The sequence below is a fragment of the Tenuibacillus multivorans genome, from assembly GCF_900103915.1.
GTDB lineage: Bacteria > Bacillota > Bacilli > Bacillales > Alkalibacillaceae > Tenuibacillus > Tenuibacillus multivorans.
Genome location: NZ_FNIG01000002.1, coordinates 334,851 through 350,423 on the forward strand (window position 1 = coordinate 334,851; position 15,573 = coordinate 350,423).

Consider the following 15,573-nt stretch of genomic DNA (forward strand, 5'->3'; position numbering starts at 1 on the left):
CGGTGATGCACTAGAAAAGTATAGTATCTTAAGTGAAAATCTACGCCTACCTAATAAATAAATTATTTCTTAAAATATTTCCGTTTTTATTTTATTTCCTTTATACTTATGAAGTTTAATCAATTGTTGTACACCAACTTATGATAATAGGTTGGATTTGGAAGCGTTCACTAACCCAAATTAAGCTTAATAAATCCTATAGATATTAAAAATATTTGTCTTCAGTTCTAGTATTAAATTGATTCAATCAGACATTTATGTTGAGCAACTTTATTTTAAAATAATCTCCCTAACTCTATCGTTTAGAAAACTATCGACAGCTCTATGTCCATTGTCTTTCATTTTACTTAACATGCTCTGTAAATCTGTATCATCTATTGGAATAATTAGTCCTCTATTATCCTTATATGTGTCAGTACATCTTTTAATAAACAGGTCTTTATTCTCTATATGTCTACAAACAAGGAATCCAGCCATTCCTCTGTTGACAGAAAACCTTCCTGATAATTGATCCAATTCTGGATTTGTTATTTCCGAAGAATAATTTTTGCATTCAACAAAAATATATTGGGAAGGTATCTTTTTAACATCGTGCAATTGGTGAAAAAAACCTTCTCTTGCTGCATTATCAAATGTTATATCAATTCTTTTTCTACCTTCATGAATTTCCTGCTCTTTAACTGGACAAATTAATTGTGGATAAAATAAGAATGCTAGTACACCCACAATATGGTCATGAAACTTATTTGCATTTTTTGTCCCTGAAGGAATATTGCTTAATTCATCTTTCATTTGATTAACAAATGATTCTAAATCTATTAAATCCTCTTCTACTTGAGTATTACTTAAAGGATCCATTTCATTCTTAATGCTTTCTCTAAACCTTTGGTAAACTTCAGGGTGCTCTTTAGTAAATTCCCTCAAGTATTCCTTGCTATTGGCGTTTTCTGTTTCTTTTAATTTCTTTTTTGAGGGTGGATGAATTTTTACTTCACCGCTTTTTAATTTCTCTACTCTTATTAATGATGTTCTTAAGCGAACATGTTCGTTTTGAAGAAAGTTTAATACAAAGTGATCACAGTATCTTTCAGGTGTATATCTAATACTAAAAGAAACAACACCCTTTGGAACTAAGAGTATTTTCTTGCCTTTTATAACTAACATTTCAGTATGGGTATTTTCCCAAGAAAGAGATTGATCGTTCCAATAATAACCCGATGGTACATCTTGAGTAAGCTCAATACCATGTAGCTGGCATTGATTCTGAGTATATTCGATTAGATGTTTTCTTATAACATTAGTGGTTAAGTCTGAGATTTTATCTTTCCCAATATTCTCTACAAAAATCGGAACATCTTCAAGGTGTCCTACTATACCAGATTCTACTGCTCTACTATTAATTATATGTTCAAATATTCTTGTAGCTTCATCAGTTCCTACACCTCTACCTTGTGGATTGCCGGTGGAAACTCCTAAACATGTTTCATTAGGCTCACTTAAGTATTGGAATAATCTCTTAGCTTGATCATAGTTCCCTTCTTTTAACAAACTAATTACGGTTTGAAAATAGTTCTGAATTGTTTTATATGCAGAGATTGACCAAAAATCATTATTGGTTGACAAAAAATACGGATCTAAAAATAATGGCAAATCTTGATCAACATCAATATTTATAAAATCTAGTTGTCTTTGATCTTTCTCTAAATTAAATAAATCATTAATTTTCAATTACATCCCTCCAGTTAAGTTTTGCCTACTCAAACTTGTTTTGTTATCCGATAAAATTTAATCACAAATTATCAGACACCTGTCAACAATTCTTTTGGATATATTAAAAAGAAGCCTTACATCATTCGACATTTGTGAGTACAACCAGTTTCTTTAAATCTAATAACCCAACTGAGTTGTGCTTTGCCACCCCTTCAGCAAAAGATGCAAAAACCACAGTTAGAGATAAATAAACATTAACATCAATTGAATTCGCCCCAAGCAATAGCTTTCACAAAATCTTCAGTCGCTTACTCAATTATTTGTTCATTGGGTTGAGGTTGATATTGCTTCGGTGCGATACAGTCGGTGTAATTCTTTTTTCTCCAAATCGATATAAGTTCGTCATTATTACCTGCTAATTTCACCACCATTTTTTAATATCATTTTCTCATTAAATCTATTAATAACTTTGAATCCCAAATTTCAATAACTTCTTTGGCAAAACATCATCTAGATTTTGAATATCAGCATCATTAAGTTCTATTAAATTAAATTCGTATTTTTTGTATATTTCCAATTTAGTTTCTTTACGTTGTATGTATTTGGGATCATTCTCATATCCCCAGTATTCAATATAAACCTTGCCGACTGGTAAATAAAAATCAGAGTAGACTTCTTCTTCAATTGGAAGCCTTCTTTCATAAGCATGAGCAATCTCTGACATATACAACCAATTATCGATTAGCATTTCCGCTTTGGATCTTACAAAATGACCATCAGCAGCTCTGTGTTTTGCAATAAACTTTTCTCTAAAACCAACTTCCTCGTTGGAGCTTATTTGTACCTCCGGGCTTCCTTCTTTTATTTCTTCAATAGTTTCCACAAGACGTTTATTTTTTAGGATAGTTTCAGGCCATTTGACATAAGGTACACCTGTTTTATTATGTTCAAGTTGCTTACCTCCAAGGCTTTCACCTAGTTTTGTTGTGATCCAGCCTTTTCTATCTTTTTCAATCCATCCTAGTTCTGAAAGTATAGGATTAATCCTTAATCTCGATACATCAAATTCTTCAGCTAATTTAGTTGTAGATAAATACTTTTCTTTAATGTTGTTCTCTTTAAGTTCTGAATCATCCATGACGGATGCTGGCCATGCAATCCATTGACGATCTCCTCTAGATTTTACTTGACCACCTTTTTCTTTACCTTTCTCTGTAAGCACCCACTGTTGATCAACTCGATCAATCCAATTATTTCTTAGTAACCGTTCAAACATTTCTTTAGTACTTATATTCATCTCTTTAGATAGATTAGTAGACGATAAATATTTATCTTTAGTGTTATTCAACTGAATACCTCCAAATAAACTATGTTAAATTAATCCAATTATATATTTCGACATTAATTGTTAAATTCCTCCAAAAAAAGAGTCCTGATAATAAAATCAGGACTCAATAATTATGTTATTTACCGTATTGTGTATACCAACCAGGTTGCTTCTTAGTAGAACGGCTTCCATTAGGTGCGTATTGGAAATAAATTTCTTCATTTGCTAGTTCTTTAAAAATTGGTTTTAACTCATTTCCACCAACAACCCATAAACTTCCACCTTTATCACGCTTATCAACTACACTTAACCCTTTATTTGCTAAATGCTCAATTAACCAGTCATTTGATTCAACACTTGAATTTTTAACACTTTCTTTCTCAAATAAATTCATTTGTTGAATACCGTCTGTTTCATCTACAAATAACTTTAATTGACTATCAGTTCTAATATTATCGTTAGTAAAAGGTTTTATTAAATCCTTATCATCTTCAAAATTATCCTGTTGATTAGAATTCCTAACTTGGGTTTCATTTTTTTCCTCAGCGTTAGCTTTAGATAAGTTTGGCTCAATTCCCAATTCATCTAATGTCAACCAAAGACTTTCCATTGCTTTCTTTCTGTTAAAGTAAAATTCTCTACCTCGAATACGCCAGAACTTCCAACCGGCTCTTTCTAATGATTCTTGTCGTTGTATATCTTCCTCAAACTTTTCAGGCCCGTGCCATTTCTCACCATCACATTCAATCGCAAGTCTGTCACGAATACCTTCAATAACAAAATCAATACGATATCCTCCAACTTTAACTTGTGGAGTTACTTTATAACCTTTAGCTAAAATCATCCTCAATACATCTAATTCAAAAGGTGATTCACATAAATGTTCTAGATCTTCAACTTCTTCATTAACCCTAGTCGGATTTTTACAATAGCTTAATAATGAGTATCTATAATCAGTATTGTTTAACTCATTTGTATCAACTGAGTGATACAATCGCATTTGATTTTTAGCGCGACTTGCAGCAACATTATAAGGTTGTTTTTCACTCGATTTTGTAAGTTGTCTGAAGTTTCTATTAGGTGCCACAACCATTGAAAGGAATACAATGTCACGCTCATCCCCTTGTAAATCATATGGGTTTCCACAGATGATTTTTCGAGCGACATATTCAGCATCACCAATTTTATCTCGAATTAAAGTCTCTAAAAGTTTATGCTGTTTATTTCCTTGTAAGGTTATAACACCAATTGTCTGACCGTTATAATTTGGATCATGAACGACTTCAAAAATATCGTTAGCTATTGATTCCGCTTCAGGTTCATTAATATCTTTATCTTTTTCATCGTTATATCCATCTTCAACTTTAACTGCCATCACTGGTGGATCTATTTTTTCTTCTTCTAAAGGTAATCTTAACGGTATCATTTCTCCACCATAGCTAAGGTCATTAGAAAATTGAATAATTTCTGGTACACACCTAAAGTGTTCTCTAAGCATTAATTTTCCTTCTTTAGGAAATGTCTGTTCAGCAATTTCATATAAGGATATATTCCCGTCAAATAGATCTGAATTTGGAATATCAGGCAAATAACGATTAACTAGTTCATTGACATCATCTTGTTTGACACCAATAGCTTGTGGACTTATTTGTTCATCGTCACCTACAACTATCATCTTTTTCCCTCTTAAAAGTACATTTGCTGAAAAAATGTCACACTGACTGCTTTCATCAAAAATAACAACGTCAAACTTATCGTTAGTAATCGGAAAGTTCTCAAGGACTTGTGTCGTTGGCATAATCCACACCGGAATAGCACTCTGAGCATCTTTCATTGACTCTCTAGCGCTATTTAAGTATTGTCTTGCATACTTACCTGTTCCCTTACCAAAACGCCTAATGTAGGATTTCCATGAAGATAAGGCCCTTTTTTCTTTATCAGAAATTCGTTCTATCTGATTCTTCCATGTTGAATCTTTTACAATATCTCGAATTAATTCTCTTTGTTTATTCTTCTCTTTATCAATTAATTTTCTTAATTTAGAAGCATTAATATCTTTAGTCTGATCAAGCCATGTTCTTAATTTTTTTAGTTCAAATGATTTTAAAAAGTTTTCAGGATACTCCCACACTTCTCCGACTGACATTTCGATAGACTTTTTAGTCAAAGGTAAAATATCATTCATTTTAGTTAATAACTCATAAAACTTGTGAACATCTTTTTTCGTTTCATATAATTCTAACAGCTGACTTAATAAACTATCCCATTTAACAGAATCTTGATTTTCAAAAGCCTCAATCATTTCATAGATAATTGAATGGGAATTGCCTTTTTCGCCAAACGATTTTAGATTAGATAATTCTTTTTGATATTGTTCAAACCATTTTTTATACTCCAAATATGTTTTTGCTTGCTTTACATTTATTAACAAAGAATTAACCTCGTCAATTGAATACAAATCAACATGATTAATTGAAAGCTTATCTTCTAAATCATTCATTATTTCAAAAACTTTTATAACGGTTTTTAATTCAGTTAATCGGTCTTCAAGGATATGAGGAAAACGCGTTTCATTTTGTTCAATATTAGGATGATTAATTTCTGACATATTTCCGTTAAAAATTCTTGCTGTTTCTGCCTTCAATTCTTGAAATTTAATATAATCTTCTATTGGTACAAAATCATCTAATGTTGATAATGGTTTATCATTTAATACAGAATCTTCAAATAAATATTTAGTTTGTTTACCTTTAAAAAGGAAAAATGTGAGATTTGGTTTTTTGCCACTTTCGAGTCGTTCTTTTGCAACTGTAATATCATTTTTTAATTCATTGAGATCTTTATCAGGTAAATTCACGGTATGAGTTACTAATTTATTATAATAGTGAAACAATTGATTACAATTATCTTCCATGACATTCACCAAATCTATCCAACGCTCTTCTCTAATTCCCCCAGCTCTTAAATCATTTAATACAGATTTATATCCATCATCCTGGATAATGTGTTTAAAGTTTAAAATGCTTTCAAGAGATTGAATATATTCGTCTACTGCAGATATTTGATCAGGTAATTGATAAGCTTCCAACTGTTTATAACCTTCGTCCTTACCTTTTGCTAATTGTTCACCATCATCAATAAATTCCTTAAAGGCTTTTTCGTTTTTTAGATCAACATCAATTTTCGGAAGAGTTGTGGTATATAATTTTAAATCAATAGCATTTAATCGATTCCTTAAATTCCAAAGTTCTTTAAGCTCAACTTCGTTCATTGGAAACTCAGATTCCATTTCTATTTCATCTAATATCCATTCATAATTAACATCTGAATCAGATAGCTGTTTTGCAACATCATATTTAAATAATTCTTCACCTTTATACTTGAGAACAGTACCTTCTTTTTCCGTGTAATCCTTCAATTGATTGATAAGCTTAGCTTCTTTTCGCTTACTTTCGTCAAGCTCTTTAAGACTTAAATTAACATTCTTATTTAATTTATCAGTGTCTAATTCTCCAAGTTTTTCGCTAATTGTATTTATTGACTTCTCTATTTCTTGTAAAGAATCTCTTCCACCACCTAAAACTGGAACACATAGATCTTGAATTTCTTTTGGTATTTTACTTTTCAGCACTCTTAGTGGGCTTTCTTTTTGACTTGTGATTAGTACCCTTTTTCCTTCTGCCAAGAAGTGAGAAACTAAATTAGCGATTGTATGTGTTTTTCCTGTTCCAGGTGGGCCTTGCACAGTTACACCATAGTTTCTTTCAATTCTTTTAACAATTTCTTTTTGTTGCTCATTGTATTCTAGCGGGAAAAACAATTGATTTTTAGTGAATTTATTTACATGGTTATTATTTGAATCTGCATCATTAATTACTTTTTGCTCAACCTTATCACCTAATATTGACTTCACAGCTTCATTCATTTCTAGTTTGCCTGAATCGATTTGTTCAATTATGTTTTCTAGGTCGTCACGTAATACACGAGTATTTTTAACTCTAAAAATAAAAACAGTATCATCATAAATAATTGGTGTATTACGAATTTCCATATCTTCATTAAACTCTTTATATTCTCCGTTTGCGTCAATCGTATGAACTAATTGAGTAAGTAAATCAGAGATATCATCTTTTATATCGAATGTTTTTAAACTATTTAATATTTCATCAACCCTGTTTTTGTTCGGCAAACTAACACCAGATAACATTTCACGTTCCACATTATTCATCTCATCGATTCTACTTGCTGTAATTATTCCCTTCTCTGCGTCTAAATCCAACTCTAATTTTTGAGTAATTAAAGGGGAGCGAATAAGCCCTATTTTTTTATCTGGATGTTTCCAAGTTAAGATACCTCTACCAAATACCAATTCAAGCGATTCACCTTCACGATCAAAACGAGAGACTAAATCAAAAAATTCATTATATAATTTTTCTAGTTTCTTTTTCTCTTTTAGATTTTCTGCCCATTCTTTCCATTTACTGATAAAATAATGATATAATTTTACTCTTTCTTCATCATCTTCAAATTTTTCTATTATTTCTTCACCATGCTCATTTAAATATCTTTTCTGACCTTCATGATTGGGAATCGTATTTTCATTGTTTAAATTAAAATCCAACCATTTTTTAATTGTCTCATTAGGGTAAGGAGGAATTTCCTCTTCTCTTCGAATTTTGGGCTTATGTATTTCCAAAAATGTGTCTTGATCATCCAATTCATTATCAACATTACAACCTTCTATTTCCTTTAATTCATTAGGGTTCCAATGTTTTTCGAACCCCCTGAAGTCTCTTATAACTTTACCAGTTAGTTTTGTTAACTCTAGTAGATATTCGTAAAATCTTTTTTCTTTAGGGATACTACTGGTTTGCACAAAATCACCTCTTTAAACCCAACTATTGTAATCTTATCTTACAATAATTAACTTATACTTTAAAATTTATAATTTAATCAATGGAATATTAATTTTAAAAAATAGAGCTAAAGATACTAGAATCTTCAGCTCACTTTCTTCAGTTAGAATTTCCATAATTCAACTACTTTTTCACATAACTGTTTAGACCTCTCTAAAACTTGATCAAACTTAAACTCACTATATTCTGCAATGTTTTTCGTGATATGAATATTAGACTTCTTATACTCCTCAACCTTTGCTTTAAAAGGATTATTTGATGCACTAATATTTAACGATTGGGCTAGAAGTGTAAGGTTACCGATTCTGTTCACATAATCTCTGTGTAAGTCCTTTGCATGCTTTCCTAAGTAACTCTCCCAATCACCAAATTCCCGTTTGGATTTTTTAGTCGTTATCTTTTGTGGAATGATGTGCTCTAAGTGTAGTTCATTACCAGCATTTAAAGTATATTCACCCTGATCGTTTATTAAATCATACTCGATTTGTTCAAGAACATATTTTGCTCTTCCTTCATTATTATTGAAACTATTGTTTGAGAACTTGTCTCTAAATTCATTATCGCTTGGTAAATGTTTAGAAAGTTTCTCTTTTACATTCGAACTTATATTTTCATTTTGTACATGTACTAAATTTGCAAAAATAGTATCCAATTCACCAGTTCTGTATTCACACACGTGTCTTCTTAACATGAATGTTTCTATAAGTTTCAGAATTTGAATTTTTTCTTTATCATGGACGTTTCGTTGAAATAAATCTAAAAGAAATATATTTGATGGGAATGACTTTATTTTCACTAAATTTCTTAAATGTCTATTAAATACTTTATTTTTAAACGCCTGATTTCTTATTTGTCTATAAATGTTCGAGGCATTCCGAAGTCGTTGAGCAAAATCTATGATTGTAATTTTCTGGTGTCCGTTGATATTGTTAGAGTCTTCTTCCTCTACATCAACATTTACATCTTCTGATACATCATCGTCTGTATCATGTGAAGGGTCTTCATATTCAGTAAATTCATTTAAGTCCTCTGCTTCCAAAACCGTACTAAAGTATAACTTCTTGAATTCAGGAATAATATTGGATCTCGTAATTTTTTTCTTTAATACATACGATAAACATTGTCTAAAGAAATCATCTGTATTTATTCCATCAAGATTAATTATCATCTTAGTCCAATAATCTTTTACCTTATCTAAGGTATTTTCATCAATTAAAGATGCATGACCTAAGACGAAATTTTTAATAATATCGGTTGGACTTAATTTAAGGCCTCGATTGTTAATGGTCTCAAATAACTTATAAGCATCTTTCGCATTGGCTACATCTAACCGAATAACAAAAGTATTGCTCTTTAATTTATGGACAAACTCAAATAACTCCCTTTCGGAGAAATTATTTAATTCACTTTTAAAGAAATTATAAGCTTCAATAAACCTTTTATTATTCAAAGACTCAATATCATGGTTTTCTAGAAACTTCACGAAATCAGGATCATCAAGATCACCCAAAGTTAATTTCCTTTTTGGTACTCTATCAAACCCTTTACAAGTAAGCATGGATTCCATCTCTTTATGCAGTTCATCGTTATTCATTTCCTTAAATTTGTCTGACAAAGCTTTTATTAATATTGTCAATGTGGTTGTTCTTTGTTGGCCATCGACTAGCTCTAACGCATTAATACCAATAGAGTGATCCGAAACTAAACATAATATATTACCTAATAAATGACTGTCGTTTTGGTTTAACAGTCTAATATCATGAAATAAATCAGCCCATTGTTTTTCACCCCAAGAATATCTTCGTTGGTAGGCCGGAATAACAAATTGTTCATTAGTACTACTTAATAACTGATTAATCGTTAAAGTAGTTGGCGTGATTTTCATAATACCTTTCCCCTCATAATCTTTTTTTATATCAATAATAGCCCTTGCTCCATGTGATGTTCTGTGACGTCTGTTCCTAATATTTCATACACATACACACGACTCTTAATCGGCTCATAATCTTCTTCAATTAATTGCTCTTTAAATGAATGAATATCATCTGTGACCACTATTAAACGACTTTCACCATCTGCTTCCTCACTGATGAAATCAACCAAACCGAATGCTGGTTGTGTTCTAACGTTCATTCTTCCATGATTCAATTCATAATCTTCAATTAAATTTAAATAGTCTTCAGGTACAACTCGGCCATTACCTACGCCATTTGGCTTAACTTTAAATTGGGCTACTCGTTTAACAGGCTTTAATTGAATGGATCGTTCACGGTCAATTTCAGATAATCGTTCTTTGCTTCGGTCTTCCATTTCATCAATTTGAGCATATGTTTGGTTAATTAAAGCACTATTCTTTCCTTCAACATTTCCTTCTTGATATTTCTTCAAGCGTTCTTGTAACGTTTCCATTTGATCTTCAAATGACTTCCTTAAGAAAACTCGTTTTCGATTAGCATAGTCTTCTCGTTTTCGTTGAATGGTTTTGAGTAGTTTTCTTGCGTGATCGATGACATGACGTTTAATATTTTGTTCTTCATTGTCATATGTGTTTATAACGTCTAGTGTTTGATTAAAAATTAGGTAAGGCGATAGTTGAATAAATTCACCATTCGCACGTCTTCCTGTTAACATTAATTTTTGTTCAAGTTCTCTTCCATTACCATCAACAATTGTCATCTGATTCAATTCCATAGTCATCACTTCTGGAATGGATGCTTGAACTTCATATAATGGTAGAACAGATTGTTGCATTTCTTTTGCTGTCAGTTTCATTACTAAACTAAATAGTGCATTATCATTTTCAACCATTGATAATGAGTCAGATTCTTTTGATGTTGTTAATGCAAACCGAATAGATTCATCGAAATTAAACATAAGTTTTTGGTCACGCGCAAAATCTCTGATACGTTTAGGAAAACGGTCAATACGTACTATAGATTGATCAGCAGACATACTCATCCTTGTTCTAGTATTTTGCAGGCTATCAACTACGAACTTTCCATAAAAGCGATTCGGAATACTGTGAATGGAAACTTCATCAAACGATCGCTTCGCACCTGGTAAGTCAAATTGATCATCTAAGCGTTCATTCTGAGCGAGCTCCAGTAAACGTTTATGTTCTTCCGATAATGTCTTTTCCATGTGTTCAATCACTTCATCTAAATCTTCACGTCCTGTAATCGCCTGTTCCATGACTGAAGATAAATCCGCTTGACGGTCTTCAAGAACTTCGCCTACGAAGTCATAGACTAAATCTTGTCCAAGATCTTCACGCATCTGTTCCATTTTAGTTAATAAGCGAGTTAGCACATCACCTTCGCGAGTATTTGTGGCAACTAAATTAAAAACAAACACTTCATTCTTCTGTCCTATACGGTGAATACGACCCATTCGTTGCTCTAAACGGTTCGGATTCCAGGGGATATCATAGTTCACCATTTGATTACAAAATTGTAGGTTGATTGATTCTCCACCAGCATCAGTAGCTATCATAATTTGGACATCATTTCGAAATTTTTCGACTTCCTCTTGTCGTCTGTCCATTGAAAAGTCCCCAACGATTTTCGCTACTTCAGGAACATAAGCTTTTAATTTCTTTTCTAAATAGTTAAGCGTATCCTTTGATTCTGTAAAAATTAATATTTTTTCACCTTGATCTAACAATCCACCAGCACCAAACAACGTTTTTTCAAGCTCTTGAAATTTACGTTCTTCATGATTTTGCCTAATCACATTGGCTTTACGAATGAGCTGATCTAACATTTCAATTTCGGCTTGTAATTCATCAAAATCAAGTTCTTCAAACTCGCCTTCAGCGTATGCTTCAAATAGCTCCTGTTCCTCTAAAGAACTGTCTTCATAATCTTCATAGTCCATCATCATTTGTTGCACTTTTTGCCCTGTTTCTAGCACTTTTTGCAACCGTTCTTTACGGCGTACTAGCGATAAATAAATCGCTTCGACTGATGAACTTAATCTTCTTTGCAAGATCATCATGGCAAAGGCAACATTCGGTTTGTTATTTTGCTGGGCGCGATTAAAATAATGTCTGACATAATCTGTTACAGCTTCATACAAGTCAATCTCAGCAGGACTTAAGTTAAAGCCTAACGTTTTAGTTGTTCGTTTTGGAAACAACGGTGTTCCATCAAAATTAACCATATTTTCTTTTAAACGGCGAATAACATAAGGGTTACTTTTCTCCAATATCTGATCTCCACGATTCAGTTGGGAAAAAATATCATGATCTACCAGACTCATTAAATGCCGAAAATTTTCTTTATCACCTTTATGGGGCGTTGCCGTTAATAAAAGACAATGCTCTGAATGTCTTAATAAATTCTCGCCTAACTGGAACATCTTGGTTCTCTTCACTTTTCTTTTCTTCTGACCAACCGTATAAGCCGCCATTTTATGTGCTTCATCCACAATGACTAGATCAAAATGAGCATTCAAGATCATGTTTTTAATATCTTCACGAGATGCCCAATACATTGATGCAATGACTTGTTGATGCATATCAAACGGATTAATCTCACCTGACGCTTTCAAGTAATCACGAGTGATAATAACAAAGTCTTCATCAAACTTCTCTTTTAACTCCGCTTGCCATTGTTTTAACACGACAGGTGGAACGAGTATTAATGTTTTTCGAATCATGTTACGTGCTTTTAATTCACGGATGAGCATTCCAGACATTATAGTTTTACCAGCACCTGGATCGTCTGCTAAAAGATAACGAACTTGTGGTGCTTGTAACATCTTGCTATAAACCGCTTCTATTTGGTGTGGCAATGGAATTAAACTCTTATTTCCGCGAACACGAGAATGTGAATATTCCTTTTCAGTTCTTAACACATGATACTGCAGGTAATGTTGGAAGCGATGTTTTAATAGATCGGACGCTTTATCTTCAGAATAATGCTCAATTTCTTGTAATTGGTATTTCTCTAAATAATTCTCAAAGAATTGATTCGACTCTCGTCCTACTGCTTCGATCAAAAATAAGTCATCATCAACATTTTCAATATGTTTGATTTGAACGGGTTCAGGCCAAAACGAAGCTCCAACAATTTCACCTTTTTTAAGCACGATAACACCTTCTTTTCCTTCTCAACTTAATACAACGCTTCATATAAACGTAAAACAAATTCTTCTTCTAAGTATGGTACATTACCTTTATTCGTTACTGTTTCGATTTTTAGCTTACATGTTTCACCGATTTTATAATGTTTTTCAATTAAATTGAATTCAACTTTTCTGTTACGCTCTCGGTTTTCACCTTTTAGGTCAAACACAAGCTCCACTTCATTTGATATGCGTTCCTCACCTTGATAAAAAGCAGCACGAATTTTACGTGACGTATATTCATCGGAAACACTTTGCTCCTGATAAAATGAAATCGGAACACGATAATTCGTAATGACCTTATTAATCATCGCAACAGCTAATTCAACTGGCTGCGCTTTATCTATACGTCGATACTCGATTAACGGAACAACCGCTTCTTGTGGTAATGCCCCTCCATGTATAAACTGAAGACCACCACCTGTTTTAAATCGGTTTAGACTCTTCGCAAGAACGGACTCAACATTTTTTAAGGGCGACTGACGCTCCGTTAACATAATCGCTCCTTCAGGTACAGACAATTCATGACCAATTGCAAAACGACGACTGCCGTCTATAACCTTTCCATCAACAGCCGGAATCTTTCCATGCTCTTCAATTTGTTTAAACTGAAATAAAAAGCCATGATCTGCTGTTATAAAGATTCGTTTCGCTTGAAGTCCTGATAATCGACCAACCGCATAATTTAAATCTTCAATAGCATTTTGAACAGCTTCGTAAGTTTCATGTTCTGTTTTATTTGAGTCGCCATGTGCATCAATACGATCATGATATAAATAAACTAACCGCTTTCTTCTTAATAACTTCTCTGCTTCACTTGATTTCATATTTAACAGATCTTTTAATTTTAAAACTTCTGTTTGAGGTTCTGTTGACCGCAATATTTTAAGACGACTACCCATTCCTTTTGTAGAGTTTCCGTCAGCATAAACTACACCTTTTTCATCAGCTTCAAGCTCACGATGTGGTAATAATGAAGCCATGCCTAATTGCGTATAAGTGGGATAACTCGCTGCCATTGGTTCAATGTTCGATGTTCCATTCTCACGCTCTGATAATTGTTCATGAAGCTCATAACCCGCTTCATAGCGAAGTGCATCTGAAATAATGACAAACACTCTAGTATTTTCTTTTTCCAAAATAGGACGAATCTTCTTCGCAAAAAACGTTCGTTGTGGCATCAATTTCGAGATATAACCATCTTCTAACTTGAAATTCATCTCTTCTGCGATTCGGCGTAAATACTCATTTTCATACCAGTTAGTTAAACGACTAGCAATTTCCTCAAGCATGTCTTTTGTTTCAAGGTGTACAAATTGATGCATAAAATGACGATAAGTCTGATCAACTTCATATAGATGCTTAGCATAACTTTCGTAAAAGTCCGGCTCTTGATGCAATCGTTGAACAACAGTTTTCAACTTCTCCATTCGAACGGCTTCATATAACGTTTCATATAGAGAGTTTAGTTTACCCTTTGAGCCCCAATGAGTTTTTAGTCGCTGATCTATCAACGATAAACGCTCATCAACATCTATCGTTTGATGATAAAGTTCATCAATACACTTCTCAATGATAAGTGCATCAATAACAGGAAAAGTTTCAGCGAGCTTATAGTTCTCAATATCTTGATCAGCTAACTGTTCCCTTACTTGATTTACCTTTTCCCATTCTTTAATTTGTTCTTCTAGTACTTCACAATCACTATGTTGTAACCATTCTTCAACGAATAGTGCACAGACGTTAGGAGAAGACGATGTCCATTGTCTGTCCCATTGCTCCACCGTAAAGTTAGCATGCCTTTCAAAATGTTGATAAATTAATACGTTTAATAGCTCAACGAGTGGTTCTTCCGAAGAATCCAATGACACACCAAAATAACGACCAATGATTTCAAAGGTGCGTTCTAACGAAAAATTACGCTTCAGCTTTTTCATATATTCCTTATCTTGGGTATTTAAACCATTCATAAGTAACTGACGTGCAATGACTCTTACATCAGGTACAGTTGCCTTGACTAATACTGCCAACATACTCAGTTCAAACTGATAGTCATCAGCTTCTTCACGTAACACTTTCCCCAACTTTCTTTTACGCTCTTGGCTATCAAAAAATAAAGGATACTGTTCCATCATTGGACGTAAAACATGATCAGATACTTGTAAGTCTTCAGATAAAATGGCTGTTTCATCTGCCTTAAATTCAGCATTATACGATAATACATCCAATAACATATTGTCTTTATCATTAGGTCTCGGTGCATCAGAATATAATAAGAATGAATCGGATTTTCGCTCAAGTTCAATTTCCACTTTCAATTGAAAAAAGTTACTGTCGGTCAAGTGTCTAACCTCAATATCAGCTAACTGAGCTTCTAGTTCATCTACGTTTACTTGTTTCTGTGGGTCATACCAAAAAACAATCGCTCGTTCTTTGTTGGCCTTTTCTTGTTGTATTTTATCCTGTAACTTCTCAATCACATTCACGGCTTTC

The 15,573-nt window shown here is 32.9% G+C and carries 6 protein-coding genes; all 6 read right to left on the reverse strand.

What is annotated here, in order from left to right; all coding sequences use genetic code 11:
* Positions 1-270: 270 nt before the first annotated feature.
* Positions 271-1,728 carry a hypothetical protein gene (locus tag BLP77_RS04435; RefSeq protein WP_093855900.1) on the reverse strand — a complete coding sequence of 486 codons (1,458 nt, stop codon included), beginning with the start codon at positions 1,726-1,728 and terminating at the stop codon, positions 271-273.
* Positions 1,729-2,170: 442 nt separating this feature from the next.
* Entirely contained in the window at positions 2,171-3,058 is an 888-nt protein-coding gene (locus tag BLP77_RS04440) for a helix-turn-helix domain-containing protein (protein ID WP_245686802.1), read from the reverse strand.
* A 115-nt stretch (positions 3,059-3,173) separates the two neighbouring features.
* Entirely contained in the window at positions 3,174-7,913 is a 4,740-nt protein-coding gene (locus BLP77_RS04445; RefSeq protein WP_093855901.1) for an AAA domain-containing protein, read from the reverse strand.
* 143 nt (positions 7,914-8,056) lie between these two features.
* Entirely contained in the window at positions 8,057-9,838 is a 1,782-nt protein-coding gene (locus BLP77_RS04450) for a DUF262 domain-containing protein (RefSeq protein ID WP_093855902.1), read from the reverse strand.
* 26 nt (positions 9,839-9,864) lie between these two features.
* Positions 9,865-13,044 carry a DEAD/DEAH box helicase gene (locus BLP77_RS04455; RefSeq protein WP_093855903.1) on the reverse strand — a complete coding sequence of 1,060 codons (3,180 nt, stop codon included), beginning with the start codon at positions 13,042-13,044 and terminating at the stop codon, positions 9,865-9,867.
* A 26-nt stretch (positions 13,045-13,070) separates the two neighbouring features.
* Positions 13,071-15,566, reverse strand: coding sequence for a BREX-1 system phosphatase PglZ type A (gene pglZ / locus BLP77_RS04460; protein ID WP_093855904.1), 2,496 nt, complete (start codon positions 15,564-15,566; stop codon positions 13,071-13,073).
* Positions 15,567-15,573: the final 7 nt, after the last annotated feature.